Source organism: Pseudomonas fluorescens group sp. PF-69, from assembly GCF_054481235.1.
On record NZ_JBTMNC010000001.1, the window covers coordinates 3,107,501 to 3,133,638 of the forward strand.

Annotated in this window: 22 protein-coding genes and 2 rRNA genes (1 of these 24 cut by a window edge); 17 read left to right on the top strand and 7 right to left on the bottom strand. The window is 57.4% G+C overall.

The window, feature by feature from the left end; all coding sequences use genetic code 11:
- From ACX3YF_RS14435 to ACX3YF_RS14460, 6 genes are all read left to right on the top strand, one after another.
- Positions 1-1,733 (top strand): 23S ribosomal RNA (locus ACX3YF_RS14435); it begins 1,159 nt to the left of the window's first position.
- Positions 1,734-1,884: 151 nt separating this feature from the next.
- Positions 1,885-2,000 (top strand): 5S ribosomal RNA (gene rrf, locus ACX3YF_RS14440).
- A gap of 377 nt (positions 2,001-2,377) precedes the next feature.
- Positions 2,378-3,982, top strand: a complete 1,605-nt coding sequence (locus ACX3YF_RS14445; RefSeq protein WP_458944447.1) for a response regulator — start codon at positions 2,378-2,380, stop codon at positions 3,980-3,982.
- Positions 3,979-4,671: a sensor histidine kinase gene (locus ACX3YF_RS14450; protein ID WP_130209435.1), complete on the top strand. Its 693-nt coding sequence runs from the start codon at positions 3,979-3,981 to the stop codon at positions 4,669-4,671. Before ACX3YF_RS14445 ends, ACX3YF_RS14450 begins: the two co-directional genes overlap by 4 nt.
- 215 nt (positions 4,672-4,886) lie before the next feature.
- Positions 4,887-6,128, top strand: coding sequence for a glutamine synthetase family protein (locus ACX3YF_RS14455; protein ID WP_458974840.1), 1,242 nt, complete (start codon positions 4,887-4,889; stop codon positions 6,126-6,128).
- Positions 6,129-6,197: 69 nt separating this feature from the next.
- On the top strand, positions 6,198-7,562 hold the full coding sequence (locus tag ACX3YF_RS14460) for an MFS transporter (RefSeq protein WP_130209439.1): 1,365 nt from the start codon (positions 6,198-6,200) through the stop codon (positions 7,560-7,562).
- 63 nt (positions 7,563-7,625) lie between these two features.
- Here ACX3YF_RS14460 and ACX3YF_RS14465 read toward each other — a convergent pair whose 3' ends face one another.
- From ACX3YF_RS14465 to flgA, 4 genes are all read right to left on the bottom strand, one after another.
- The gene (locus tag ACX3YF_RS14465) at positions 7,626-8,372 is read right to left on the bottom strand and encodes a flagellar brake protein (RefSeq protein ID WP_103406856.1); all 747 of its coding nucleotides are present in this window, start codon (positions 8,370-8,372) and stop codon (positions 7,626-7,628) included.
- 92 nt (positions 8,373-8,464) lie between these two features.
- Positions 8,465-8,932, bottom strand: a complete 468-nt coding sequence (locus ACX3YF_RS14470) for a flagella synthesis protein FlgN (RefSeq protein ID WP_458973864.1) — start codon at positions 8,930-8,932, stop codon at positions 8,465-8,467.
- Positions 8,933-8,981: 49 nt separating this feature from the next.
- The gene (gene flgM, locus ACX3YF_RS14475) at positions 8,982-9,308 is read right to left on the bottom strand and encodes a flagellar biosynthesis anti-sigma factor FlgM (protein WP_130209441.1); all 327 of its coding nucleotides are present in this window, start codon (positions 9,306-9,308) and stop codon (positions 8,982-8,984) included.
- Between the two features lie 180 nt (positions 9,309-9,488).
- Positions 9,489-10,250, bottom strand: coding sequence for a flagellar basal body P-ring formation chaperone FlgA (gene flgA / locus ACX3YF_RS14480; RefSeq protein ID WP_288099400.1), 762 nt, complete (start codon positions 10,248-10,250; stop codon positions 9,489-9,491).
- 83 nt (positions 10,251-10,333) lie between these two features.
- On the opposite strand from flgA, the gene ACX3YF_RS14485 reads away from it, so the two are divergent.
- The 6 genes from ACX3YF_RS14485 (at position 10,334) to flgE (ending at position 15,355) form a co-directional block, all read left to right on the top strand.
- Positions 10,334-11,266, top strand: coding sequence for a chemotaxis protein CheV (locus ACX3YF_RS14485; RefSeq protein WP_090324552.1), 933 nt, complete (start codon positions 10,334-10,336; stop codon positions 11,264-11,266).
- A gap of 46 nt (positions 11,267-11,312) precedes the next feature.
- Positions 11,313-12,140 carry a protein-glutamate O-methyltransferase CheR gene (gene cheR / locus ACX3YF_RS14490; protein ID WP_130209447.1) on the top strand — a complete coding sequence of 276 codons (828 nt, stop codon included), beginning with the start codon at positions 11,313-11,315 and terminating at the stop codon, positions 12,138-12,140.
- A 277-nt stretch (positions 12,141-12,417) separates the two neighbouring features.
- Entirely contained in the window at positions 12,418-12,825 is a 408-nt protein-coding gene (gene flgB / locus ACX3YF_RS14495) for a flagellar basal body rod protein FlgB (RefSeq protein ID WP_047532287.1), read from the top strand.
- Between the two features lie 3 nt (positions 12,826-12,828).
- Complete coding sequence (flgC, locus tag ACX3YF_RS14500) at positions 12,829-13,272, top strand: flagellar basal body rod protein FlgC (RefSeq protein ID WP_034146132.1); 444 nt, start codon at positions 12,829-12,831, stop codon at positions 13,270-13,272.
- A gap of 15 nt (positions 13,273-13,287) precedes the next feature.
- A complete protein-coding gene (gene flgD, locus ACX3YF_RS14505; RefSeq protein WP_130209449.1) occupies positions 13,288-14,010 on the top strand; it encodes a flagellar hook assembly protein FlgD in 723 nt (240 codons plus the stop codon).
- Between the two features lie 31 nt (positions 14,011-14,041).
- Positions 14,042-15,355, top strand: coding sequence for a flagellar hook protein FlgE (gene flgE, locus ACX3YF_RS14510; RefSeq protein ID WP_130209451.1), 1,314 nt, complete (start codon positions 14,042-14,044; stop codon positions 15,353-15,355).
- A 250-nt stretch (positions 15,356-15,605) separates the two neighbouring features.
- Here the strand turns inward: flgE and ACX3YF_RS14515 are convergent, their stop codons facing one another.
- Positions 15,606-18,500, bottom strand: a complete 2,895-nt coding sequence (locus tag ACX3YF_RS14515) for a ribonucleoside-diphosphate reductase subunit alpha (protein WP_090324544.1) — start codon at positions 18,498-18,500, stop codon at positions 15,606-15,608.
- A 733-nt stretch (positions 18,501-19,233) separates the two neighbouring features.
- Between ACX3YF_RS14515 and ACX3YF_RS14520 the strand changes: the two genes are divergently transcribed.
- Both ACX3YF_RS14520 and ACX3YF_RS14525 read left to right on the top strand, forming a co-directional pair.
- Entirely contained in the window at positions 19,234-19,956 is a 723-nt protein-coding gene (locus ACX3YF_RS14520; protein WP_196587107.1) for a response regulator, read from the top strand.
- Positions 19,953-21,563, top strand: coding sequence for an ATP-binding protein (locus ACX3YF_RS14525; RefSeq protein WP_458944448.1), 1,611 nt, complete (start codon positions 19,953-19,955; stop codon positions 21,561-21,563). Before ACX3YF_RS14520 ends, ACX3YF_RS14525 begins: the two co-directional genes overlap by 4 nt.
- 58 nt (positions 21,564-21,621) lie before the next feature.
- Here the strand turns inward: ACX3YF_RS14525 and ACX3YF_RS14530 are convergent, their stop codons facing one another.
- Together ACX3YF_RS14530 and ACX3YF_RS14535 are read right to left on the bottom strand one after the other, a co-directional pair.
- Positions 21,622-22,347 carry a 4'-phosphopantetheinyl transferase family protein gene (locus tag ACX3YF_RS14530; protein ID WP_196587105.1) on the bottom strand — a complete coding sequence of 242 codons (726 nt, stop codon included), beginning with the start codon at positions 22,345-22,347 and terminating at the stop codon, positions 21,622-21,624.
- 109 nt (positions 22,348-22,456) lie between these two features.
- A complete protein-coding gene (locus ACX3YF_RS14535; protein ID WP_458973865.1) occupies positions 22,457-23,248 on the bottom strand; it encodes a dienelactone hydrolase family protein in 792 nt (263 codons plus the stop codon).
- Positions 23,249-23,393: 145 nt separating this feature from the next.
- Here ACX3YF_RS14535 and ACX3YF_RS14540 point away from each other — a divergent pair, with 145 nt between their 5' ends.
- From ACX3YF_RS14540 to ACX3YF_RS14550, 3 genes are all read left to right on the top strand, one after another.
- Positions 23,394-23,996, top strand: a complete 603-nt coding sequence (locus ACX3YF_RS14540; protein ID WP_458973866.1) for a hypothetical protein — start codon at positions 23,394-23,396, stop codon at positions 23,994-23,996.
- Between the two features lie 119 nt (positions 23,997-24,115).
- Positions 24,116-24,793 carry a response regulator gene (locus tag ACX3YF_RS14545; RefSeq protein ID WP_034146140.1) on the top strand — a complete coding sequence of 226 codons (678 nt, stop codon included), beginning with the start codon at positions 24,116-24,118 and terminating at the stop codon, positions 24,791-24,793.
- Positions 24,790-26,136: an ATP-binding protein gene (locus ACX3YF_RS14550; RefSeq protein WP_288099421.1), complete on the top strand. Its 1,347-nt coding sequence runs from the start codon at positions 24,790-24,792 to the stop codon at positions 26,134-26,136. The genes ACX3YF_RS14545 and ACX3YF_RS14550 overlap by 4 nt, the downstream gene beginning before the upstream one ends.
- Positions 26,137-26,138 lie beyond the last annotated feature (2 nt).

The following is a 26,138-nucleotide window of genomic DNA, read 5'->3' on the forward strand; positions in this document are numbered from 1 at the left end:
CACTTAGGTGATGCGGTAGAGGAGCGTTCTGTAAGCCTGTGAAGGTGAGTTGAGAAGCTTGCTGGAGGTATCAGAAGTGCGAATGCTGACATGAGTAACGACAATGGGTGTGAAAAACACCCACGCCGAAAGACCAAGGTTTCCTGCGCAACGTTAATCGACGCAGGGTTAGTCGGTCCCTAAGGCGAGGCTGAAAAGCGTAGTCGATGGAAAACAGGTTAATATTCCTGTACTTCTGGTTATTGCGATGGAGGGACGGAGAAGGCTAGGCCAGCTTGGCGTTGGTTGTCCAAGTTTAAGGTGGTAGGCTGAGATCTTAGGTAAATCCGGGATCTTAAGGCCGAGAGCTGATGACGAGTGTTCTTTTAGAACACGAAGTGGTTGATGCCATGCTTCCAAGAAAAGCTTCTAAGCTTCAGGTAACCAGGAACCGTACCCCAAACCGACACAGGTGGTTGGGTAGAGAATACCAAGGCGCTTGAGAGAACTCGGGTGAAGGAACTAGGCAAAATGGCACCGTAACTTCGGGAGAAGGTGCGCCGGTGAGGGTGAAGTACTTGCTACGTAAGCCCACGCCGGTCGAAGATACCAGGCCGCTGCGACTGTTTATTAAAAACACAGCACTCTGCAAACACGAAAGTGGACGTATAGGGTGTGACGCCTGCCCGGTGCCGGAAGGTTAATTGATGGGGTTAGCTAACGCGAAGCTCTTGATCGAAGCCCCGGTAAACGGCGGCCGTAACTATAACGGTCCTAAGGTAGCGAAATTCCTTGTCGGGTAAGTTCCGACCTGCACGAATGGCGTAACGATGGCGGCGCTGTCTCCACCCGAGACTCAGTGAAATTGAAATCGCTGTGAAGATGCAGTGTATCCGCGGCTAGACGGAAAGACCCCGTGAACCTTTACTATAGCTTTGCACTGGACTTTGAATTTGCTTGTGTAGGATAGGTGGGAGGCTTTGAAGCGTGGACGCCAGTTCGCGTGGAGCCATCCTTGAAATACCACCCTGGCAACTTTGAGGTTCTAACTCAGGTCCGTTATCCGGATCGAGGACAGTGTATGGTGGGTAGTTTGACTGGGGCGGTCTCCTCCTAAAGAGTAACGGAGGAGTACGAAGGTGCGCTCAGACCGGTCGGAAATCGGTCGTAGAGTATAAAGGCAAAAGCGCGCTTGACTGCGAGACAGACACGTCGAGCAGGTACGAAAGTAGGTCTTAGTGATCCGGTGGTTCTGTATGGAAGGGCCATCGCTCAACGGATAAAAGGTACTCCGGGGATAACAGGCTGATACCGCCCAAGAGTTCATATCGACGGCGGTGTTTGGCACCTCGATGTCGGCTCATCACATCCTGGGGCTGAAGCCGGTCCCAAGGGTATGGCTGTTCGCCATTTAAAGTGGTACGCGAGCTGGGTTTAGAACGTCGTGAGACAGTTCGGTCCCTATCTGCCGTGGACGTTTGAGATTTGAGAGGGGCTGCTCCTAGTACGAGAGGACCGGAGTGGACGAACCTCTGGTGTTCCGGTTGTCACGCCAGTGGCATTGCCGGGTAGCTATGTTCGGAATAGATAACCGCTGAAAGCATCTAAGCGGGAAACTAGCCTCAAGATGAGATCTCACTGGAACCTTGAGTTCCCTGAAGGGCCGTCGAAGACTACGACGTTGATAGGTTGGGTGTGTAAGCGCTGTGAGGCGTTGAGCTAACCAATACTAATTGCCCGTGAGGCTTGACCATATAACACCCAAGCAATTTGCATGCTCCTAAATAAAGAGCAAAGCCAGATTGCGGTGTGTGAAGACGCAATGAACCGAAAGTTCGCACAACACACAAACTATCGCATACCCAATTTGCTGAAGCGTCGAAAGACGGTTCGGTACCCGAATTTCTTGACGACCATAGAGCATTGGAACCACCTGATCCCATCCCGAACTCAGCAGTGAAACGATGCATCGCCGATGGTAGTGTGGGGTTTCCCCATGTGAGAGTAGGTCATCGTCAAGATTAAATTCCGAAACCCCTATCTGCGTATGCAGGTAGGGGTTTTGTTTTTGTCCGCAGGAAAGTACCGCGCCGGAAATGGCAGCGGCAGCGATGGTTTCTGGCTCTTGGGGGGGATTACCTATGAGGCCTTTTTCGCAACGAAAAAAGCGCGATAGCCCTTTTGCCGCTTCAAGAGAACGCCACCTCTGGCCGATAACCGTATGGCTACAGTGAGCTTTATTTCTCGCATCCTCCGAACCGTCGTTTCGGTTTGAGAAAAATCACTTGCTAGCTAATGGCTACTAGCTATCATCTGCGCGCCGAAAGAGGCAATGAAGCTGATCTTTTTCGCGTATTGGCCTTTTGGTTCTTCTTCTTAAATTGCCTGGAAATCTTCGATGCTGTCGTATCACCAAAAGAGTTTTCTGATCGTCGATGATTTTTCGGATTTCCGCAGTTCGGTCAGGTCCATGCTGCGGGAGCTGGGTGTGAAGGATGTAGATACTGCCGATTCCGGTGAGCAAGCGCTGCGTATGTGTGCGCAGAAGTCCTACGATTTCATCCTGCAGGATTTTCATCTCGGCGATGGCAAGAAGAACGGTCAACAAGTCCTCGAAGACCTGATGATCGAAAAGCTGATCAGCCATGAAAGTGTATTCGTCATGGTCACCGCCGAAACCAGTCAGGCCATGGTACTCAGCGCCCTGGAACACGAGCCCGACGCGTACCTGACCAAACCCTTCAACCGCTCCGGCCTGGCCCAGCGCCTGGAGCGCCTGGAACAGCGTAAAACCTTGCTCAAGCCGATTCTGCAAGCGCTCGATCGGGACAAGCCTCTTGAAGTGCTAAACGCCTGCATCGCCCTGTGCAAGCAAGATATCCGCTACTCGCCATTGTGCCTGCGCTATCGTGCCGATGCCCTGCGTGATCTCAACCAGAATGAGGCGCTTGAGCGTCTTTACGACAGCATCATTGCCGATCGTCCTTTGCCCTGGGCCTTTGCCGGGCTTGGGCAATTACTGTTCAAGCGGGGTCAGGTTGCACAAGCTAAAGGTGTCTACGAAAAAGCACTGAAAGTGTTCCCGATGATGCCAGCGCTGTACGACGGTATGGCGGATGTGCTGGTCGCCGAAGGTGACACCAAGGCGGCGCAGGCCGTATTGGAAGAAGCAATTCGCTTATCGCCATTGGCCGTGCGCCGACAAGCGCAGTTAGGCAAGTTGGCGATGACCAATGAAGATTTTGACACAGCCTCCAGAGCCTACCGACAAGCTGTTAGCCAAGGCGCCCAGTCACGTTTCAAGGATGCGGAAAGTAACCTCGGACTGGCCCATGCCCTGATCAGCAAAGGGAGTGAAAAGGGCCTGGATACCCGAACGCGGCTGGAGATCAATACGACGCTGAGCGCTGTGGCCAAAGAGAATCCGTCCGACCCCGGTCTGCAAATTCGTGCCCGGTTGATGAAAGCGACCAGTCTTTTGCTTAACGACAGTGAAACTGCCGAAAAGCTTACCGAGCAAGCGATGATGCGCCTCGATGGCATGGAGCAGTTCATGAGCGCGGAAGCGGCACTCTTGGTGGCCAAGCAACTACAAATGCTTGGACAACCCAGTGCGGGCGCGTCGATGTTGAAAAATTGTGCGGAAATCTATGGTGATGACCCCGCTGTCATGAAGGGTATCGCCAAGTTGACCGATGACCCGACCATCCTCAACTCCGGTAATGCCGCCGCTGACCTCAACCGGCAAGGCGTACGCGTGTACAAGACCGGTAATCTGGTAGAAGCCCGGGACGTGTTCCGCAAGGCCCTGGCGCTACAGCCGAAAAACATCAGCATCGCATTGAACATGGCGCAGGCATTGCTGCATGGCACTGATACCAATGTGCCGTCGGCCGAGCTCGAAGAATGTCGAACCTGTCTGAAAATGGTTGGTTTGATGCCTGACACCGATGCTCGTTATCCGCGTTATCAGAAGCTTAAAAGCAAGGCGTTTGGCGAATGAACGACAACCAGCAAGCATTGGATTTCTCTACGGTGATTGCTTCAACCGTACACGACATGAAGAACTCATTGGCGATGCTGATGCGCGCCCACAGCCAATGGTTGGCAAACCTGCCCGACCCGACCCGTCAATCTGCGGAGCAGGGCGTGATTGAGTTCGAGTTCGCTCACCTCAACGGCATGCTCGTGCAGTTGCTGGGGCTGTACAAGTTGGGCGTCAATCAAATGCCCCTGCAGCCGGCCTACCATGAGTTGGATGACTTCATTGAAGCGCAATTGGCGTGTCACCAGGACGTGTTCGCCAGCCGTGGTATTGCCGCTTCTTTCGAGGTCGATCCGCTGAGCCCTTTGGGTTTCTTCGATCGGGAGCTGATTGCTTCGGTACTGGCCAACTGCATCAACAACGCCATTCGTTATGCCCGGCATGCGCTATTGATCACCGTCAGCGATGAGGCTGGGCAACTGGTGCTGACCATCAATGATGATGGTGAAGGGTATCCGTCCGAGATAATCGAGCGACAGGCCGATTATGTGCAGGGTATCAATCAAAGCAGCGGTAGTACCGGGCTGGGTTTGTACTTTGCAGCGCGGATCGCTGCCTTGCATCAGCGAAACGGCGTCGGGGGGCACACCAGGATCAGCAACGGCGGTCCATTGGGTGGAGGCGTATTCAGTCTTTACCTGCCTTGAGCCTTTCCCTGGCCGCAGACCTTTTTGATTGTCGCTGCTTGATATTCTGAACGCGCGGAGTCTATTTTGTACGGGTCGTCGTTCACGGCTCGCACAACAACAAGGATTGCGTCATGAAAGCGGATGGCCACAGTTCAATCGCGCAGCGATTGACGGGTATTGATGAGATTGAATGCGTCACACCGGACTTGAATGGCGTGCCACGGGGCAAAGTGATGACCGCCGAGGGCTTCCTCGACGGACGCCGTTTGCAGATGGCGCGCGGGGTGCTGCTGCAATGCATCATGGGTGGGTATCCGCCAGCGCGCTTTTATGGAAGCGATGATGGAGACCTCGCGCTGGTTGCAGATCCCGCGCAGATCCATCGCCTGCCGTGGACCCAGCAGCCACGGGCATTCGCCATCTGCGACGCGGATGAGCTGACCGGTTCCAGCTCCAATCTTTCGACTCGTGGTCAACTCAAAGCTGTTATCGCACGTTACGCGGCGCTTGGCCTTGCGCCGGTGGTGGCAACCGAGCTGGAGTTCTTTGTCTTCGCACCTAATACCGATCCGTCTCAACCCTTCCAGCCTCCAACAGGTCTGGACGGACGTCGCGAGGACGGTCATTCGGCGTTCAGTGTCAGCTCCAATAACGGCCTGCGCCCGTTCTTCAGTGAGGTCTACGCCTGCATGGCGGCGTTGGGTTTGCCGCGCGATACTTTCATGCACGAAATGGGCGTCAGTCAGTTTGAGATCAACCTGCTGCACGGCGATCCGCTGCTATTGGCCGACCAGACATTCCTGTTCAAACATTTGCTCAAAGAAGTGGCGCTCAAGCATGGCCTGATCGTTGTCTGCATGGCCAAGCCATTGGCGCATACGCCGGGTAGTTCGATGCATATCCACCAGAGCATCGTCGATATCGATAACGGACATAACGTATTCAGTGCTGAAGACGGCCAACCGACGGTGACCTTCCGTCATTTCATTGCCGGACAGCAGGCCTGCATGGCCGATTTCACCGCGCTGTTTGCGCCGAACGTGAACTCGTATCAGCGCTTGTGCCATCCCTTCGCGTCACCGAATAATGCCTGTTGGTCCCATGACAACAGGTCAGCAGGCTTGCGTATTCCGGCCAGTTCGCCGGTCGCTCGTCGGGTCGAGAATCGCTTGCCGGGGGCTGATGCCAACCCTTACCTGGCAATTGCCGCTAGCCTGGCGGCGGGACTCTATGGCATTGAACGACGACTGGAACCGAGCGATCCGATCCAGGGCGAATTTGAAGTGCCGGACAATCTTTCGTTACCCTGTACCTTGCATGCTGCTCTCGAGCGTCTGAAACGTAGCCAACTGGCAAAGGAACTGTTCGGTAAAGAGTTCATCGAAGGCTACATCGCTTCGAAGACCATGGAGTTGACCAGTTTTTATGATGAAATTACTCCCTGGGAACGGCGTGTTCTAGCAGCCCAGGCCTGACGAAATGTCGACACCGGGCTATCGTTTGGATAGTCCGTTTCTCACTGCAAGGAGCCGCTCGGAACGCCGATGCGCCAAATCTGGAAATCCTTTCGAGCGCTATATTTCGCCTCGCTGATGATGTTGATCGGCTCAGGCCTTTTAAGTACTTACCTGGCGTTGCGCTTGGCTGCCGACCATGTCGACAGTCTGTGGGTCGGTGCATTGATGGCTGCCAACTATTTTGGCCTGGTACTGGGTGGCAAAATCGGCCACCGGTTGATTGCCCGGGTCGGCCACATTCGAGCTTATTCGGCCTGTGCCGGGATCGTCGGCGCGGCGGTGCTAGGCCATGGTCTGGTGAACTGGTTGCCTGCCTGGCTATTCCTGCGGGTAATCGTCGGTCTCGGCATGATGTGCCAATACATGGTCATCGAGAGCTGGCTCAATGAACAGGCTGACACCAAGCAACGCGGGGTGGTGTTTAGCGGCTACATGATTGCGTCGTATCTGGGGTTGGTGCTGGGTCAGTTGATTCTGGTCATGCACCCGGGGTTGGGGCTCGAGTTACTGATGTTGGTCGCCCTGTGCTTTGCCTTGTGCCTGGTGCCGGTGGCCCTGACCCGACGCATTCACCCGGCGCCGTTGCATCCGGCACCGATGGAGCCGAGGTTCTTTATCAAGCGTGTGCCGCAGTCGTTGAGTACGGTGTTGGGGGCTGGGCTGATCGTCGGTTCGTTTTATGGCTTGGCACCGCTGTATGCCTCTCAGCAAGGGTTATCCACCGAGCAGGTTGGTTTGTTCATGGGCAGCTGCATTTTTGCCGGGCTGCTGGTGCAATGGCCTCTGGGGTGGTTGTCCGATCGCTATGACCGGGCGCTGTTGATCCGCAGTTTTGCTTTCAGCCTGGCACTGGCCGCTTTGCCGTTGGCGATCATGGAGCGGGTTCCTCTAGAGGTATTGTTCATCGCCGGTTTTCTCTGCTCATTGGTCCAGTTCTGTCTGTATCCGCTGGCAGTGGCATTTTCCAATGACCACATCGAGGGGGATCGTCGTGTATCGCTGACCGCGATGTTGTTGGTGACCTACGGGGTCGGCGCCAGTATCGGACCGCTGGTGGCCGGGGTGCTGATGAAGTTGTTCGGCAGCCAGATGCTTTATGCATTCTTCAGTTTTTTCGCGTTGATCCTGGTGTGGCGAATCCGTCCGAAAGCGGTAACCAACCTGCATCAGGTGGACGATGCGCCTCTGCAGCACGTCGCCATGCCGGATAGTATGTCGAGCTCGCCACTGGTGGCGGCACTCGATCCGCGGGTGAATGAGCAAGTGGTGCAGGACCAGATGCAGAACCCGATACCTTCCGAACCTGGGTCCGAATCGGAGCCTGAGGACGATACACCTCGTGAGCAGCCGGACGCGGGCAGCGAAAAAAGTTTTACCGAGGCCAGGCCATAACATTGAGGCAAAAAAAACGGGCAGTCACCGCAAGGGGCTGCCCGTTTTTATTGAAGGACTGTCTCAGAAGTCGTCTTTGTCGAAGCGACGCGCTTCGCGTTGCAACTGATAGACGAACCGCTCGACCTGCCGTTGCACCAGTCCGCTCATGTTATGGAAGCGCACACCGGCGAAGGTGGTGGAGATCTTTTCTTCAAAGTGCAGGTAACGCAACTCGACCGGGGCTGTCATCTTGCCAAAGGGCAGGGCGGCCACGAAGCGGTCATAGACTTGACCCAATTGCAGGCGGTCAGTGATGTCGCCAGAAAAGCGTAACTTGCAACCGGTAGCCGAGATGTCCAGCAGCTTGCCGCTGATCGGTGCCTTGATTTTCTCGCCATCAAGGTCGACGTCGACCAATTGTGCCAGCTTCAACGCAGCGCGAAACGCATTGCGGCGCTGGTGGTAGACCACTTCATCGGGCAGCGTGCCGCGATAGCAACGACTATCGCCGGATTCGTCGATAGTCAGCGGACCATTGCTTTCCCAAGCAATGCGCACGCCTTCGTGGAAGCCTTCGACTTTGAAGGGTTCGCCGGCCAACAGGAAGCGTTCGCCGTCTCGGGGAATCATTTCGTCCAGGGCAATCATGTTGGTTTCACGATCAATGTCCACCAGATAGCTCTGGAAACGCTGGCTGCGCTCGTGGAACGTAATGATCAGTGGGTCATGACTTTCTTGCAGCTGGCGCAGGTTGCTGGAGATTTCCAGAGGCGTGCTAAGCACCTTGGGTGGCTGCGGAGCATCATCCGCATTTAAGGCATTGGACACGGTTAATCAATCTCCAGACAAATTTTGACTACGGCTAACTGGCATTTTGCCAGCATGTTTCGCGTCTTGATAGAGCGTGCTCATCGACAAGCTTAAGCCTGACTGAGCGGGCGCGGTTTCACAAGCTTGGAGAATGATCCGCTGGCATCGTAGAGCGCGGGAGGTTCGCCGCCGGTAAGAATTTTCAGCTGGGTAGCCGTAGCGGCTTGCTGTATCAGAATCGACTGTCCGTTGCTGGCATTGGTCGTGTGGCACTGGGCCAGGAGGTTGGTCAGCACATCGCTTTGCGCCAGCAATGCTTCGCCAACGCTTGACTGGCTGGCCAATTGTTCCAGGCCGCTGCGGTTGGCTGGCAGGTTGAGGTTGGCGAGGATCTCGCTGCGCTTGCGGCCATGCTGTTCGAGCAAGATGATCAATGCCTGTTTCTGCGCTAGAACGTTTTCGAGCAGAGGCATGTCGCGACCATGCAAGGCGAGGGACTCGATCTGCAGTAACTCCAGCAATTGTTGCGCTGGAGCAAAATCGTCGATGATCAGTTGCAGTAAATTAGTGTCTTGCATGGCTGGCCTTGGGTTTTAAGCGTCCAAAAGCCTGGCGCAGGCCTTGGGCCTAGCGCTGGGCTTCGAAGTTGAGCAGTTTGCTGGCTACACGGTTGCTGTCGACTTTGTAGCTGCCATCGGCGATCGCTGCTTTCAACGCAGCCACGCGGGCGTTGTCGACGACAGGTTGATCGCGCAGCGTATCAGTGACCTTTTGCAACTGTTGAGCCTCATTGCTGAGATGTACCGATTCCCCGCTTTTGACGGTACTGGCCTGTTCGGCCGGGGTATTCAGCGACGCGGATTTATCGGCCTCGGCCGCTGCCTGGCTTGCGCTGGTACGTGTACTGCCTGTAAGTGACGAGGAGCTGTTCAAACGGCTGAAATCGATGACCATGATAAAAAACCTCTGGGAATTTGGACGCTTGCCATGTTTTCGGCCATTCCCTGAAAAACTTTAGGCCCGTTTATCAATGAGCTTGCGCGCGTCAGTGCTCGCCCTGAATGGAGGACAGTTTAGGGAACAGCCTGGGTTAGCGCCATCCTCTTGAGCTGCGAGCACCAGGAATAGAGAACCCTACATGGACACTTCCACCTGACCCGGCGCGGTGACCTGCGCCTTGATGACTCGCTGGGAGTTGAGGTTCTTGACCCGGATCTGTTCGTTCAGGCCACCGCTGGCCAGTGCCTCGCCAGGCATTCTCACACTGAGCGTACCCGTGCGTGCGGTAATCACCACCTGATCGCCCTTGCGAATGACTTCGGCCTGCTCGATGTGCACCAAGGTAATGACCTGGTCAGTGACCGTTGGTCGGGTCAATCTTTGCCCGATCGCCTGATCCACCGAGGTCAGATAGCCCTGGCTGATCAGGCTGATGTCGCGCTCTCGCAAGGTGACGTCTCCAGGTTCGACAATGCCGGCACGGCGCAGCGGTCGAGTGGTGGTCACGACGTCGCGAAACAGGCGTACTTGAGCGGGTACGAACACAGTCCAGGGCGAAGCGCCTTCGCAGCGAACCTTGACCGTTACCCGCCCCAACGGCTTGGCCGGACTCTCAAGAGAGGCTGTCAATTCCTTGTCGCACATTGGCATGCGCAATCGGGGATCGAGCTGGTTGACCTGGATTTCGTAGCGACCTTCCGTTTGACTGGTGGCCAGATAGTCTTCTACGGTGAACTCAAGAAAGCCCTGAGTGACGCCGATAAGCATGTCAGGCAAGGTAACCGCGTCAGCAAGGGCAGGGCTGCCAGCGTTGAACAGGCATGCAGCCGCCAACACGCCGATTAATTTGCGGTAGGGTGTGGCCAGGCGTCGAAATAATGTCGGTTCTGTGTTCATAGAGAGATAAAAAGCAAGCGCCGTGCCGTTTAGAGATGAATGTGCGTCGCAACAACACTTAGCGTTGGTGTAGGAGTCTGGGCATGGCTGGTGTAATGGATTCGGTAAACCAGCGCACGCAACTGGTGGGGCAGAATCGCCTTGAGCTGTTGTTGTTCCGTCTTGACGGCCAGCAGCTGTATGGGATCAACGTATTCAAGGTTCGGGAGGTGCTGCAATGCCCCCAATTGACGCTGATGCCCAAGTCCAGTCCTGTCGTGTGCGGCGTGGCGAATATTCGGGGGGCGACCATTCCAATCCTTGATCTGGCGATGGCGACCGGCTCCGGGGGCTTGAAAGACAAGAACAATCCTTTCGTGATCATCACGGAGTACAACACCAAGACCCAGGGTTTCCTGGTGCGCTCGGTGGAGCGCATCGTGAACATGAACTGGGAGGAGATTCATCCACCACCCAAGGGCACTGGTCGCGATCACTACCTGACGGCGGTGACTCGGGTCGACAATCAGCTCGTCGAAATCATCGATGTCGAAAAGGTGCTGGCGGAAGTGGCTCCGACACCGGAAGCGATTTCGGTCGGCGTGGTGGACGTCGAAACCCAGCACAAAGCGCTCTCTTTGCGTGTGCTGACGGTCGATGATTCGTCGGTGGCGCGCAAGCAGGTCACGCGTTGCCTGCAAACGGTCGGCGTCGAAGTGGTGGCATTGAACGATGGTCGGCAAGCGCTGGACTACCTGCGCAAACTGGTCGATGAGGGCAAGAAGCCGGAAGAAGAGTTCCTGATGATGATCTCCGACATCGAGATGCCGGAGATGGACGGGTACACACTGACGGCGGAGATCCGCAACGACCCTCGCATGCAAAAGCTTCATATCATCCTGCATACTTCGTTGTCGGGTGTGTTCAATCAGGCGATGGTCAAGAAAGTCGGTGCCGATGACTTCCTCGCCAAATTCCGTCCTGATGACCTGGCATCCCGGGTGGTCGACCGGATCAAAGCAGCAGACATCAGCTAGGGGCGTTCGGCTCCTGGCAGTCAACACGATTTAAGAGGCGGTAGCATTGTCAACGGGTAATTTGGATTTCGAACAGTTCCGGGTATTCCTGGAAAAAGCCTGTGGCATTTTGCTCGGTGAAAACAAGCAGTATCTGGTCTCGAGCCGTCTCAACAAACTGATGGAGCAGCAGGGTATCAAGTCGTTGGGTGAGCTTGTCCAGCGCATGCAGACCCAGCCGCGCAGCGGTTTGCGCGAGCAGGTGGTGGATGCCATGACCACCAATGAAACCCTCTGGTTTCGTGATACTTACCCCTTTGAAGTCTTGAAGAACAAGGTGCTGCCCGAAGCGATCAAGGCCAGTCCCGGCCAGCGTCTGCGTATCTGGTCGGCGGCATGCTCGTCGGGTCAGGAGCCGTATTCGCTGTCGATGTCCATCGATGAGTTCGAGCGGGCCAACATGGGACAGTTGAAGATGGGGGTGCAGATTGTTGCCACCGATCTTTCCGGCACCATGCTGACCAACTGCAAGACCGGCGAGTACGATAGCCTGGCCATTGGTCGCGGCCTGTCACCTGAGCGACTGCAACGATATTTCGACCCGAAAGGGCCGGGGCGCTGGGTCATCAAGGCTCCGATCAAGAGTCGGGTGGAGTTCCGCTCGTTCAATCTGCTGGACAGTTACGCCAGCCTGGGCAAGTTCGACATCGTGTTCTGCCGCAACGTCTTGATCTACTTTTCTGCCGAAGTGAAGAAGGACATCCTGTTGCGCATTCACAGTACGTTGAAGCCCGGTGGTTATCTGTTCCTTGGTGCTTCGGAAGCGCTGAATGGATTGCCGGATCATTACCAGATGGTCCAGTGCAGTCCGGGGATCATTTACCAGGCGAAGTGATTCGTTGCTGGACAGAAAACGGGAGACCTCAGAGGGCTCCCGTTTTTTTATGCCCGGTGTATTCCTGCCAACACCTCGAGCCCGCTTCCAAAAACGCATGCGTTTGCCAATGGGGAAGCGGCAGAAAAGCGGCAGGCGGCGGAAAACGGTTGCCGCTTTTCTGGCATTGCCGCGTTGCCACTGCTCGCAAAGCCCCGGTTTACGGGGTTTCATGAATTGGCATGACGCTTGCTAAGTTCATCGTACGAAAAATCAGGTCACCCGAAGGTTTCCCGACATGAGCATCAGCTTCGATAAAGCGCTCGGTATTCACGAAAAGGCTCTGGGCTTTCGCGCTCAGCGCGCCGAAGTTCTGGCCAACAACATTGCCAACGCCGACACCCCGAACTACAAGGCTCGGGATCTGGAGTTCTCTAAAGTGCTCGAGGCACAGAGCGATAAAGCCAAGAACGGCACGTTCGCCTTGAACATGACCAACAGTCGTCATATCGAAGCCGAAGGCCTGGGTAATGGTGATGAGTCGCTGATGTATCGCACGCCGATGCAACCCTCGATCGACCAGAACACCGTGGACGCTCAATTGGAACAGTCGAACTACGCGGAAAACGCAGTCGGCTTCCAGGCCAGCTTCACGCTGCTCAACAGCAAATTCAAGGGGCTGGTGTCAGCCCTGCGCGGAGAGTAAGTCATGTCCCTGTCCAGTGTTTTCAACATTGCCGGTAGCGGCATGAGTGCGCAAACCACTCGTTTGAACACCGTCGCTTCGAACATCGCCAACGCCGAAACCGTCTCGTCGAGCATCGACCAGACCTATCGTGCGCGTCACCCGGTATTCGCCACCATGTTCCAGGGCGGCCAGAGCGGTGGCAGCGATTCGCTGTTCCAGAACCAGGACGCCGCCGGTCAAGGCGTGCAGGTCATGGGCGTGGTCGAAGATCAGAGCAATCTCGAGGCGCGTTATGAGCCGAACCATCCGGCTGCCGATGCCAAGGGCTACGTCTACTACCCGAACGTCAACGTAGTGGAAGAAATGGCTGACATGATTTCCGCGAGTCGTTCGTTCCAGACCAACGCCGAAATGATGAACACCGCCAAAACCATGATGCAGAAAGTCCTGACCCTCGGTCAGTGATAAGGGGCGACTCAGATGAGTGTTAGCGATTCGACCAGCGGTTTGAGCCTCAAGGATGTCTTGGCCAATTCTTCGGTCAAGACCAGCACCACGAAGGACAGTCTGGGATCGGCGGTCAGCAGCTCCACAGGCAACCAGACCCTGGGCAAGGACGCGTTCCTGCAGTTGCTGGTGACGCAACTGAAAAACCAGAACCCGCTGGACCCGCAGGACAACAGCGCGTTCGTGGCTCAATTGGCACAGTTCAGTAGCCTGGAAGGGATTACCACGCTCAACGATACGGTCAGCGGCATTGCCAGCAACTACAACTCGTCTCAAGCGTTGCAGGCTTCTTCGCTGGTAGGTCGTTCTGTTGTTGCCCAGACCGACACCGCAGTGGTCGACACCTCCAAGAGTTTAAACGGTACGGCGGTCGTACCTGCCTCGACGAATCCGGTGACGATCAAGATCACTGATACCGACGGCAAAGTTGTTCGCACCATCGACCTGGGCAGCCAGCAAGCCGGTAACGCCAGTTTCATCTGGGACGGCAAAAACGATGCGGGCGAAGTGGCCAAGGCCGGCACTTACAAGTTTGCGGCTACCGCGACTTACGACAGTCAGGCGACCTCGCTGGTGACTTACCTGCCGGCCACCGTCAACAGCGTGACCATCAGCCAGACCGGTGGCGAGATGATGCTGAACCTGGCAGGCCTGGGCAGTGTTGCCCTCTCCAAAGTACAGACCATTGGTATATAGAGCCGACTAACACGGCACAAAGGAGTGGAATATGTCTTTCAATATCGGCCTCAGCGGTCTCTATGCAGCCAACAAACAGCTGGACGTAACCGGCAACAACATCGCCAACGTCGCGACCGCCGGTTTCAAATCGTCCCGTGCAGAATTCGAAGACGTGTACTCGGCCACGCGCCTGGGTACCGGTAGCAAGACTGTCGGCAACGGCGTGCGTCTGGCCAACGTTTCCCAGCAGTTTGGCCAGGGCGACGTGAACAACACCGGCAACGTGTTGGACATGGGTATCCAGGGCAACGGTTTCTTCATCCTCAGCGACAACGGCTCCCTGAGCTACACCCGTGCCGGTGCGTTCAAGACAGACGCCCAGAACTACGTGGTCGACAACAACGGCAACCGTCTGCAGGGTTATGGCGTCGACTCCAATGGCAAGATCATCAACGGTGTGTTGACTGACTTGAAGATTGATACGTCGAGCCTGAAGCCGAATCCGACTACCAAGGTTGATCAGACGATGAACCTGAACTCGGCGGAAACAATGCCTACCGTGGCCACGTTCAGCCCGACAGATACTAATAGCTATAACAAGACTATCTCCACCAAGGTCTACGACAGCCAGGGTAACGAGCACACCATGGACCAGTACTACGTGAAAACGGGTACCAATGCCTGGCGTGTCTATACCTACATGGACGGCCGTACCCCATCGGATCCGGCCAACAACACCCTGACTCCGTTGACCGCTGATATCACTTTCAACTCCGATGGCAGCATTAACACGCTGACGGCGGGTGCCGGCTGGACCAAGACCGGTAACACGTTGACCATGACTGGTTGGGTGCCTGGCGCCATTACAAACGCCGCAGCGATTCCAGTGACCTGGGGCCCGAACGGTTCCGTCGCTGCCACTGGCGGTATTGCGTTCAACATGGCGCTGACCACTTCTTACAACTCGCCAACCGCCCGTACCGCCCAATACCAGGACGGCTACGCCACCGGCCAGATCTCCAGCCTGACCATCGACGAAAGCGGCGTCATGACCGCCAACTTCAGCAACCAGCAAACCAAGGCCATCGGACAGGTAGCGGTGGCCAGCTTCGCCAACGAGCAAGGCTTGCAGCCAATCGGCGGTACCCGCTGGAAAGAAACCTTCGCCTCGGGCGTGGCCGGCGTTGATGCACCGAAAACCGGTACCCTGGGCGCAGTGGTTTCCAACTCCCTGGAAGAGTCCAACGTTAACCTGACCAACGAACTGGTCGACCTGATCAAGGCGCAGAGCAACTACCAGGCGAACGCCAAGACCATCTCCACCCAAAGCACCATCATGCAGACCATTATTCAGATGACCTGATGCAGGTTGGCTGAAAGCGCTGCACAAAAAGCCCCTCGCAAGAGGGGCTTTTTAGTTTTGGGTCGGTCCGGTAGGAGCGAGCCTGCTCGCGATGGACGTTAACGATCACGCGTTCTGGCTGATCACCCGTGTTGCTTTCGCTTACATCGCGAGCAAGCTCGCTCCTTCAAGAGGCAAAAGAAAACCCCCGATCAGCCAGTGGCTCATCGGGGGTTTCAGGTAAGCGCTTTGCGACGCTGACCAGCTCAGCTTATTGGCAAGCTTCGCAATCCGGCTCGTCGATGGCGCAAGCCTTCGGCACTGGCGCCGGACCTGCTGGCGCAGCCAGGACCGAGTCGTCACCGTGGTTGCCGCCGCTGGAAACAGCGTTCAGCTTGCCGGTGTTGATGGTCGACTTCTCGGTGCTGGTCGCGGCCAGGGCACGGAGGTAGTAAGTGGTTTTCAGACCACGGTACCAGGCCATGCGGTAGGTCACGTCCAGCTTCTTGCCCGAAGCGCCGGCGATGTACAGGTTCAGGGACTGGGCCTGGTCGATCCACTTCTGACGACGGCTTGCTGCGTCAACGATCCACTTGGTGTCCACTTCGAAGGCGGTCGCGTAGAGCTCTTTGAGTTCTTGCGGGATGCGCTCGATTTGCTGCACGGAACCGTCGTAGTACTTCAGGTCGTTGATCATGACCGAATCCCACAGGCCGCGAGCTTTCAGATCGCGAACCAGATACGGGTTGATCACGGTGAACTCGCCCGACAAGTTCGATTTCACATAGAGGTTCTGGTAGGTCGGTTCGATCGACTGCGAAACGCCAGTGATGTTGGCGATAGTCGCGGTCGGAGCGATGGCCATGATGTTGGAGTTACGAATGCCTTTCTGTACACGGGCGCGCACAGGGGCCCAGTCCAGGGTTTCGTTCAGGTCAACGTCGATGTACTTCTGGCCACGTTGCTCGATCAGGATCTGTTGCGAATCCAGCGGCAGGATGCCCTTGGACCACAGAGAGCCCTGGAACGTCTCGTAGGCGCCGCGCTCGTCAGCCAGGTCGCAGGAAGCCTGGATCGCGTAGTAGCTGACCGCTTCCATCGACTTGTCGGCGAACTCGACAGCCGCGTCGGAACCGTAAGGGATGTGTTGCAGGTACAGCGCGTCCTGGAAGCCCATGATGCCCAGGCCGACCGGACGGTGCTTGAAGTTGGAGTTCTTCGCTTGCGGCACCGAGTAGTAGTTGATGTCGATCACGTTATCGAGCATGCGCACGGCAGTGTTCACGGTGCGTTGCAGCTTGGCGGTGTCCAGCTTGCCGTTGACGATGTGGTTCGGCAGGTTGATCGAGCCCAGGTTGCAAACGGCGATTTCGTCCTTGTTGGTGTTCAAGGTGATCTCGGTGCACAGGTTCGAGCTGTGGACCACGCCGACATGCTGCTGAGGGCTGCGCAGGTTGCACGGGTCTTTGAAGGTCAGCCATGGGTGGCCGGTTTCAAACAGCATGGACAGCATTTTACGCCACAGGTCTTTGGCCTGGATGGTCTTGAACAGCTTGACCTTGCCTGGGTACTCGGTCAGGGCTTCGTAGTACTCGTAGCGCTCTTCGAAGGCCTTGCCGGTCAGGTCGTGCAGGTCTGGAACTTCGGACGGCGAGAACAGGGTCCACTTGCCGTCATCGAAGACACGCTTCATGAACAGGTCAGGAATCCAGTTGGCGGTGTTCATGTCGTGTGTACGACGACGGTCATCACCGGTGTTCTTGCGCAGCTCGATGAACTCCTCGATGTCCATGTGCCAGGTTTCCAGGTAGGCACAGACAGCGCCCTTGCGCTTGCCACCCTGGTTAACGGCGACGGCGGTGTCGTTCACCACTTTCAGGAACGGTACGACGCCCTGGGATTTGCCGTTGGTGCCCTTGATGTACGAACCCAGGGCACGAACAGGCGTCCAGTCGTTGCCCAGGCCGCCGGCGAATTTCGACAGCATGGCGTTGTCGTGGATCGCGTGGTAGATGCCCGACAGGTCATCCGGCACGGTGGTCAGGTAGCAGCTCGACAGCTGCGGACGCAGGGTGCCGGCGTTGAACAGCGTTGGCGTCGAGGACATGTAGTCGAAGGACGACAACAGGTTGTAGAACTCGATCGCGCGGTCTTCCTTTTGCTTCTCTTCGATCGCCAGGCCCATGGCCACGCGCATGAAGAAAATCTGCGGCAGTTCGAACCGCACGCCATCCTTGTGGATGAAGTAACGGTCGTACAGGGTTTGCAGGCCCAGGTAGGTGAACTGCTGGTCGCGCTCGTGGTTGATCGCCTTGCCCAGTTTTTCCAGGTCGAAGTCGGCCAGAACCGGGTTCAGCAATTCGAATTCGATACCCTTGGCGATGTAGGCAGGCAGGGCCTTGGCGTACAGGTCGACCATTTCGTGGTGAGTGGCGCTTTCGGCGACGCCGAGGAAACCCAGGCCTTCGGCACGCAGGGTGTCCATCAGCAGGCGGGCGGTGACGAACGAGTAGTTCGGCTCGCGCTCGACCAGCGTACGGGCAGTCATCACCAGGGCGGTGTTGACGTCGGTCAGGGCCACGCCGTCGTACAGGTTTTTCAGGGTTTCGCGCTGGATCAGGTCGCCGTCGACTTCTTCCAGGCCTTCGCAGGCTTCGGTGACGATGGTGTTCAGGCGGCCCATGTCCAGCGGCGCCAGGCTGCCGTCGGCACGGGTGATGCGGATCGAAGGATGAGCGTTGACCGCTTCTTCGGCCGGGGCGCGTACGGCGCGTTCCTTGGAACGGGCATCACGATAGATCACGTAGTCGCGAGCGACTTTCTGCTCGCCGGCGCGCATCAGGGCCAGTTCTACCTGGTCCTGGATTTCTTCGATGTGGATGGTGCCGCCCGATGGCATGCGACGCTTGAAGGTCGCGGTGACCTGTTCGGTCAGGCGTGCAACGGTGTCGTGGATTCGCGACGAAGCGGCAGCGGTGCCGCCCTCAACTGCGAGAAACGCTTTGGTGATGGCGACGGTGATTTTGTCATCGGTGTAAGGAACGACAGTGCCGTTACGCTTGATCACGCGAAGCTGGCCTGGCGCGGTGGCGGACAGATCCGAATTCGAATCAGCGGCCTGCGGCAAGGTGCCCTGCGGGTTCTCGCGAGTTGTGTCGGTTTGCATGGGTGTCTCCACGTTCTCTATGTTTGTTTGGGCACCATCACGGTGCCCACCGTTCTGTCCTGAAGCACTACAACCGGCGAATGCCGGGCATAACAACTTCGGGACAGTAGGAAGGGGGCTATTTGGGCGCCGCTTCCATGCCGAAGTCTTTGGTCTCACGCCTTGGGCGGGAGGCCGGGGTCCTTTGAGGTGACAGTTGGGGACTGCAACACCCGTACCGTTTTCACCCTTTTGGGCCGAAATACAGTAACCATCCGCACGCGCGGTTTTGGCTGTCGAAAATACGTTTGGTTCAACCGGAAGGTGGCAAGAAAAGCGCTTGAAATTGGTGTCCGGTTTGTGTTTGGTCTTTTGCGCAAAACCCTACATCTAGGGTTTTTTTGGCGCCGAGGTACAAGATAATGCGTTTTGGGGGGGGATTGCAACGTACTACCTGTGGATAAACCTGTGCGTAAATTGTGTGTGAAAGAGCGAATCGGCGTGTAGGCCGCAATGCTGCTGGACCGGACCTTTTTTCATCAATTTTCAATGATCGAAAACGGCCAGGTGGATTTTTAAGGGCGCGAACCCTATCACAAAAAACCGTCTTGTCCGAACGCATTTAGCGGCTTGTGTTCTGCGCGAGCGACGTTTATACAATCGGCCAGCATGCAGGCAATTTATCCTCCCCAATCATTACAAAAAGACGGGCGGATCCTTCCTTATTAGATTTACTGGCGAGAAGAGGTCACCCGTGGAGCAAGAAGCCTGGCAGGTATTGATTGTCGAGGATGACCAGCGTCTGGCCGAGCTCACCCGCGATTACCTGGAAGCCAACGGCCTGCGAGTGTCGATCGAAGGCAATGGTGCCCTTGCCGCTGCCCGCATCATCAAGGAAAAACCGGACCTGGTAATCCTCGACCTGATGCTGCCCGGCGAGGACGGCTTGAGCATTTGCCGCAAAGTCCGCGACCGCTATGACGGGCCGATCCTGATGCTCACCGCGCGTACCGACGATACCGACCAGATCCTCGGCCTCGACCTGGGTGCCGACGACTACGTATGCAAACCCGTGCGTCCACGCTTGCTGCTGGCACGCATCCAGGCGTTGTTGCGGCGTAGTGAAGTACCAGAAGCCGCCCCGGAGAAACAACGGCGGCTGCAGTTCGGTCCGTTGGTCGTGGACAACGCTTTGCGCGAAGCCTGGCTTAACGACAATGGCATCGAACTGACCAGCGCCGAATTCGATCTGCTCTGGCTGTTGGTAGCCAATGCCGGACGCATTCTGTCCCGGGAAGAAATCTTCACGGCGCTGCGTGGCATCGGCTATGACGGCCAGGATCGCTCCATCGACGTGCGCATTTCACGCATCCGCCCGAAAATCGGCGATGACCCGGATCACCCTCGTCTGATCAAGACCGTGCGCAGCAAAGGCTACCTGTTCGTTCCTGAGGCCTGTGTAGACTCGCCGCTGTGAACTCGATCTTCCTGCGAATCTACGGCGGCATGTGCGCCGCGCTGGTCCTGGTGGCGGTGCTCGGTGTGCTGGCGTTACACATGCTCAACCAGGTACGCAGCGAGCAGTATCGCGAGCGCCTGGCCCATGGCACGTTCTCGTTGATGGCCGACAATCTGCAACCGATGAACGAGACCGAGCGCCATCGTGCATTGCTGGTGTGGGAGCGCCTGCTGGGGATTCCGCTGGCGCTGAAAACCTTCAACCAGACCGACCTTGACCTGACGCAGCGCACCCGCGTGCTGCACGGTCAAGCGCTGGTGGAGCAGACCGGTCCGCATGCGGCGAAGGTTTACCGGCTGGTCAGCGAAAAGGAACAACTGGTACTCACGGGGGAAGTCCAGCAGATCAGTGAGCAACTGGCGCGGGCGACGATTTACCTGTTGACCGATGAACTGGTGCGCGTGCCGGTGGCCGAGCAACCCCAGCGCCTGGCACAACTGAAGCAGGACAAGGGTTTTGGCTTCGACTTGCGTCTGGTCACGGTCGATGAGGCGGACATGGACGAGGACCAGAGTCGTCGAGTGTCCGAAGGTGACACGGTGATGGCGCTGGGCAAGGAGGGCGATTCGATCCGCGTGTTCGCCGGCATGGTCGGGACCCCATGGGTCCTGGAAATCGGCCCTTTGTATCAGATGAATCCTTATCCGCCGGAATGGCTCGTGCTGATTGCCGCACTGGGCCTGACCCTGATCGGTTTGATCGTTTACCTGCTGGTTCGCCAACTGGAGCGCCGCTTGCGCGGTCTTGAGGCAGCGGCCACGCGCATCGCCAAGGGGAGCCTGGAAACCCGTGTGCCGGCGCGCGGTGCGGACTCGGTGGGGCGTCTGGCGTCGGCGTTCAACGGCATGGCCGAACACTTGCAACAATTGCTGGCGATCCAGCGCGAACTGGTGCGCGCCGTTTCCCACGAGCTGCGTACGCCGGTGGCGCGCCTGCGTTTCGGCCTGGAGATGATTGGTTCGGCCACCACGCCGCAAGCCCTGGAAAAGTACTGTGAAGGCATGGACCACGACATTGAGGATCTCGACCGACTGGTCGATGAAATGCTCACTTACGCACGGCTCGAGCAGGGCTCGCCGGCGCTGAACTTCCAGCGCATCGACCTGGATGCGCTGGTCAATCAGGTGATCGAGGAGCTGTCGCCTTTGCGTGCCGACGTCACGGTGCAGCGCGGGTTGTGCCTGTCGGCGGCCGATTGCGACGACGCCTGGGTCGAGGCTGAACCGCGCTACCTGCATCGGGCGCTGCAGAACCTGGTGAGTAACGCCATGCGTCACGCGCAATCACGGGTGACCATCAGCTATCAGGTTGGGCAGCAGCGCTGTCGGGTCGATGTCGAGGATGACGGGCCGGGCGTGCCGGAAATCGCCTGGGAGAAAATCTTTACTCCGTTTCTGCGCCTCGACGACAGCCGTACCCGTGCTTCGGGCGGGCATGGGTTGGGGTTGTCCATCGTGCGACGCATCATTCATTGGCACGACGGGCGGGCGTTGATCGGCAAGAGCAAGAGCCTGGGGGGCGCCTGTTTCAGTTTGAGCTGGCCGCGCAATCAGGAGAAGCGCTGAGAGCTTGGTTGTCTGGGCAATCGCCTCTGCGAGGAGTCCCGTACAGGCGCTAGAGTTTTCAGGCCTGGAGACTGACCAGGCTCAACAACTGCCCATCCTTGACCCCGAACTGCGCATCCAGCTCGGTGCCGTTGCGCCATTCGGCGGACAGGTCCGTCAGTAATCGCAGCCGCACCTCTCCACTTTCAGTCCACTCCAGTACTTCGGCGTGTTCAAAGTAGAAACGCTGCCGGACGATCGGGTAGAGCGCCTTGAACAGGCTCTCTTTCACCGAAAAGGTCAGGGTTACCCATAACGCCAGTTGATCGTGATGGCCGGCCGCCATGCGCTGCAGTTCCTGCGGGGTGAGGATCTCTGCGGCCAGGCGCTCGGCCCGTTCGGCGTTCAGCAGGTTTTCCAGGTCCATTCCCAGTCCGCGCCAATGGCTTTTTTTTGCGACGATAGCGGCGGCACGGCCCGTGCTGTGAGTGATCGAGCCGGTAATGTGTGCCGGCCAGACGGGGGCCCGGTCTTCGCCGATGGCCGGGCTGACGTTCAGACCTTCCAATTGTTGCAGTGCGGCACGGGCGCAGACACGGCCGGCGAGAAACTCCGCCTGACGCTTGGCGACGGAGCGCTGGATGGTCGCTGGCGCTTCAATGGCGCTGCGCTGGAAATCGTCGCTGACCAGTTGCGAGGTATTGAAGTGCGTGCTCAACAGCACGGTATCGGGCAGCACATGGGGCAGCGGCCAATGGGCATCGAGTGGGGTGCAGAAAGCGGGCAGGGCGGGGATTGGGTTCATGTCTGGCATTTTGCCGGGTTGGATTGGCGCTGGGTAGTAGTCAAGGGCTTTGGGGCGAGGGAGCAAGCTCCCTCGCCCCAGGGATGCTCGGCTCCCGACGTTGGGCGTGTCAGCTGAAAATCTTTTTGAAAAACGCCTGCATGTCCGCCCACGACTTTTCATCCGCCGGCTTGTTGTAACCGATGTCCGGCCCGCCATGATCGCCGTGGCTCAAGCGATCGGCATCAGGATTGCTGAAGCCATGCTTGGCGCCGTCGAGGCTGATGAATGTGTAGTCGGCGCCGGCCTTGTCCATTTCGGCTTTGAACGCAGCGACATTTTCGGGAGTGATCATGCTGTCCCGGGCGCCGTGTTCGACGAGAATTTTCGCTTTCACGCTGCCTGGCGTAGCAGGGGTATTGGTTGCCAGTGCGCCGTGGAAACTGACGACACCAGCCAAAGGCACACCCTGACGTGCCGCATTGAGCACCACGCCGCCACCGAAGCAGTAGCCAATGGCGGCCATTTTATTGGGGTCGGTTTGCGGCTGTTTCTTCAGCAGATCGAGCCCGGCCTGGAACCGTGCGCTGGCCACCGCGCTGTCTTTCAAAACGGCTTGCATGAAAGCCATGGCGTCCTTCGGATGTTCGGTGTTCTTGCCGTCACCATACATATCGATGGCCAGTGCGCTGTAGCCCAGACCGGCCAGATCCCGGGCACGTCGTTTGGCGTAGTCGTTGAGCCCCCAGAATTCGTGCACGACCACAACACCGGGCCGCGGTCCTTTGATCGCATCGTCGTAGGCGTAATAGCCGATCATTTTCGTGCCGTCGGCAGTTTGGTAGGGGATTTCCTGGGTCTTGATGGCGGCCTGGCTGAGTCCGCTCAAGGCCAGCAAGAGGACGGCGAAGAACATGCGCATGGTCGAATCTCCTGTTGAAACTCATGGAAACACTCGGGAAGAGTTGGTTCAGCTTAGGTTAAGGGCGCGTTCAGGGGGAGTTCAGGGCGGCGTAAGTAGTCTTGCCCCGTAGCCAACAAACAAGCAACTTACGAGGAGTTTCACCATGACTGGATTCAAAAAACTGCTTCTGGCATTCACCATTTTGGGCGCAAGCACGACAGCGTTCGCGTCCAACGACACTTTTGGCGGCCTGACGTTAGGGCAGACCAGCGACAAGATCAAAAAGTCCCACGCCCTGAACGACAACCTTGACCGTCCGAACGCTGACGGCGTGATTGGCAAGGACACAACCTGGGGCGTGCGTCTGGGCCAGCAAAACAGTCAAGGGCGCTACTACGCCACTTACGACAACGTGTCGGGCTCGCACAATGGCATTAAACTGCGTCAGGAAAACCTCTTGGGCAGCTACGATCTGTTCTACCCGGTAGGTGGCAGCACCAAACTCTTCGGCGGCGCCTCGGCGGGATTGACCAAAATGACTCAGGAATCGCCAGGTTTCAGTCGCGACAGCAATATCGGTTACGCGATTGGCGGACAGATGGGAGTTTTACAGCAGGTTTCGCAAAATACGTCGGTTGAACTGGGGTACCGTTACCTGCGAAGCAATGCCAGCACCGAGATGAGCGAGCACGGTGGCAGCAAACAGGGTTCGCTGAGACTGACCAGCAGCGCCCAGACTTACGTTTCCGCCAACTACGCTTTCTGAAAAAAACATTCGCGACGGGCCGGCACCGGATCAACCAGGAGGTTGAGCCGGTGCCGGCCTGTAAACTATCGAGGTGTGCTGTGCGTGCCTCTGGAGACTGATGTGCCTGGGAGCGTGTTATGAAACTGCTGGTTGTCGAAGATGAGGCGCTATTGCGCCATCACCTGCAAACCCGCCTGACGGATAGCGGGCACGTAGTCGAGTCCGTGGCCAATGCCGAAGAGGCTTTGTACCAGACCGAACAGTTCAATCATGACTTGGCGGTGATCGACCTCGGCCTGCCGGGCATGGGCGGGCTCGATCTGATTCGCCAACTGCGCTCGCGGGGCAAGACCTTTCCGATCCTCATTCTCACGGCGCGTGGCAACTGGCAGGACAAGGTCGAAGGCCTCGCCGCCGGTGCTGATGACTATGTCGTCAAGCCGTTCCAGTTCGAAGAACTCGACGCCCGGCTCAACGCTTTGCTGCGTCGGTCCAGTGGTTTCACACAGTCGACCATTGTCGCTGGGCCGTTGTTGCTCGACCTCAATCGAAAGCAGGCGACTCTCGATGAGCAGCCGCTGGCGCTGACGGCGTACGAGTACCGTATCCTTGAATACCTGATGCGCCATCACCAGCAAGTGGTGGCCAAGGATCGCCTGATGGAACAGTTGTACCCGGATGACGACGAGCGTGATCCGAACGTGATCGAAGTGCTGGTCGGCCGCCTGCGGCGCAAGCTGGAAGGGCCGGCCGGGTTCAAGCCGATCGATACCGTACGGGGCCTCGGCTACCTTTTCAATGAGCGTTGCACTTGATCAGTTCTCTTCGTCTGCGTTTGATGGTCGCCGCCACCCTTCTGGCGGTGTTGTTCATGCTGGCGTTGCTGCCGGCCATGCAGGGTGCGTTCAGCCTGGCTCTGCAGGATTCCATCGAACAGCGTCTGGCGTCGGATGTGACGACGCTGATCTCCGCCGCCCGGGTGGAGAACAACCATCTGCAGATGCCGGCGCAATTGCCCGACGAGCGCTTCAATCTCACCGACAGCCGTTTGCTCGGTTATATCTATGACCGTGAAGGTCATCTGGTCTGGCGGTCGAAGGGCACTCAGGAGGAAAACATCAATTACAAGCCGCGCTACGATGGGCGCGGTAACGAGTTCGCAAGAATCAACGAAGCCAATGGCCAGGAGTTCTTCGTCTATGACGTCGAGGTCAAGCTGCTGGGTGGTAAAAGCGCAGCGTTCAGCATTGTCGCGCTGCAGCCGGTGCGCGAATACGAAAACACCCTTGAAGGCCTGCGGGAAAACCTCTACCTGGGCTTCGGTGCGGCATTGCTGGTATTGCTGGCCTTACTGTGGATCGGTCTGACCTGGGGCTTGCAGGCGTTGCGCCGGCTCAGTCAGGAGCTGGACGAGATCGAAGGCGGCACCCGCGAAAGTCTCAGCGAGCAACATCCGCGCGAACTGCTGCGCTTGACTGGCTCCCTGAACCGCTTGCTACACAGCGAGCGTGAGCAGCGCAGCCGTTATCGCGACTCCCTTGACGATCTGGCGCACAGCCTCAAAACCCCGTTGACGGTGTTGCAAGGCGTCAGCGAAGACATGGCGCAACGCCCGGAAAATCGTGAGCAAGCCCGGGTCCTGCAAACCCAGATCGAGCGCATGAGTCAGCAGATCAGCTATCAATTGCAACGCGCCAGCCTGCGCAAAAGCGGTCTTGTGCGCCATCAGGTGCAACTGCAGCCTGTGTTGCAAAGTCTGTGTGACACTTTGGATAAGGTTTATCGCGACAAGCGCGTGCGAGTCGCCATGGACTTGCCGCCGCAGTGTTATGTGCCCATCGAGCAGGGCGCCTTGCTGGAGATGATGGGGAACCTGCTGGAGAACGCTTATCGCTTGTGCCTTGGTGAAGTGCGAATCAGCGTTCGCCAAACCTTGAGCGGTATCGAGTTGTGTGTCGAAGACGACGGCCCCGGAGTGCCCCCCGACCAGCGCGCGCGAATCCTGCAGCGCGGTGAGCGTCTTGACCGCCAGCATCCGGGGCAGGGCATCGGCCTGGCAGTGGTCAAGGACATCATTGAAAGCTACAGCGCCAAACTGACCCTGGGCGACTCACCCTTGGGCGGAGCGGCGTTCCGGATTCATTTCCCGGCGGTTTGATC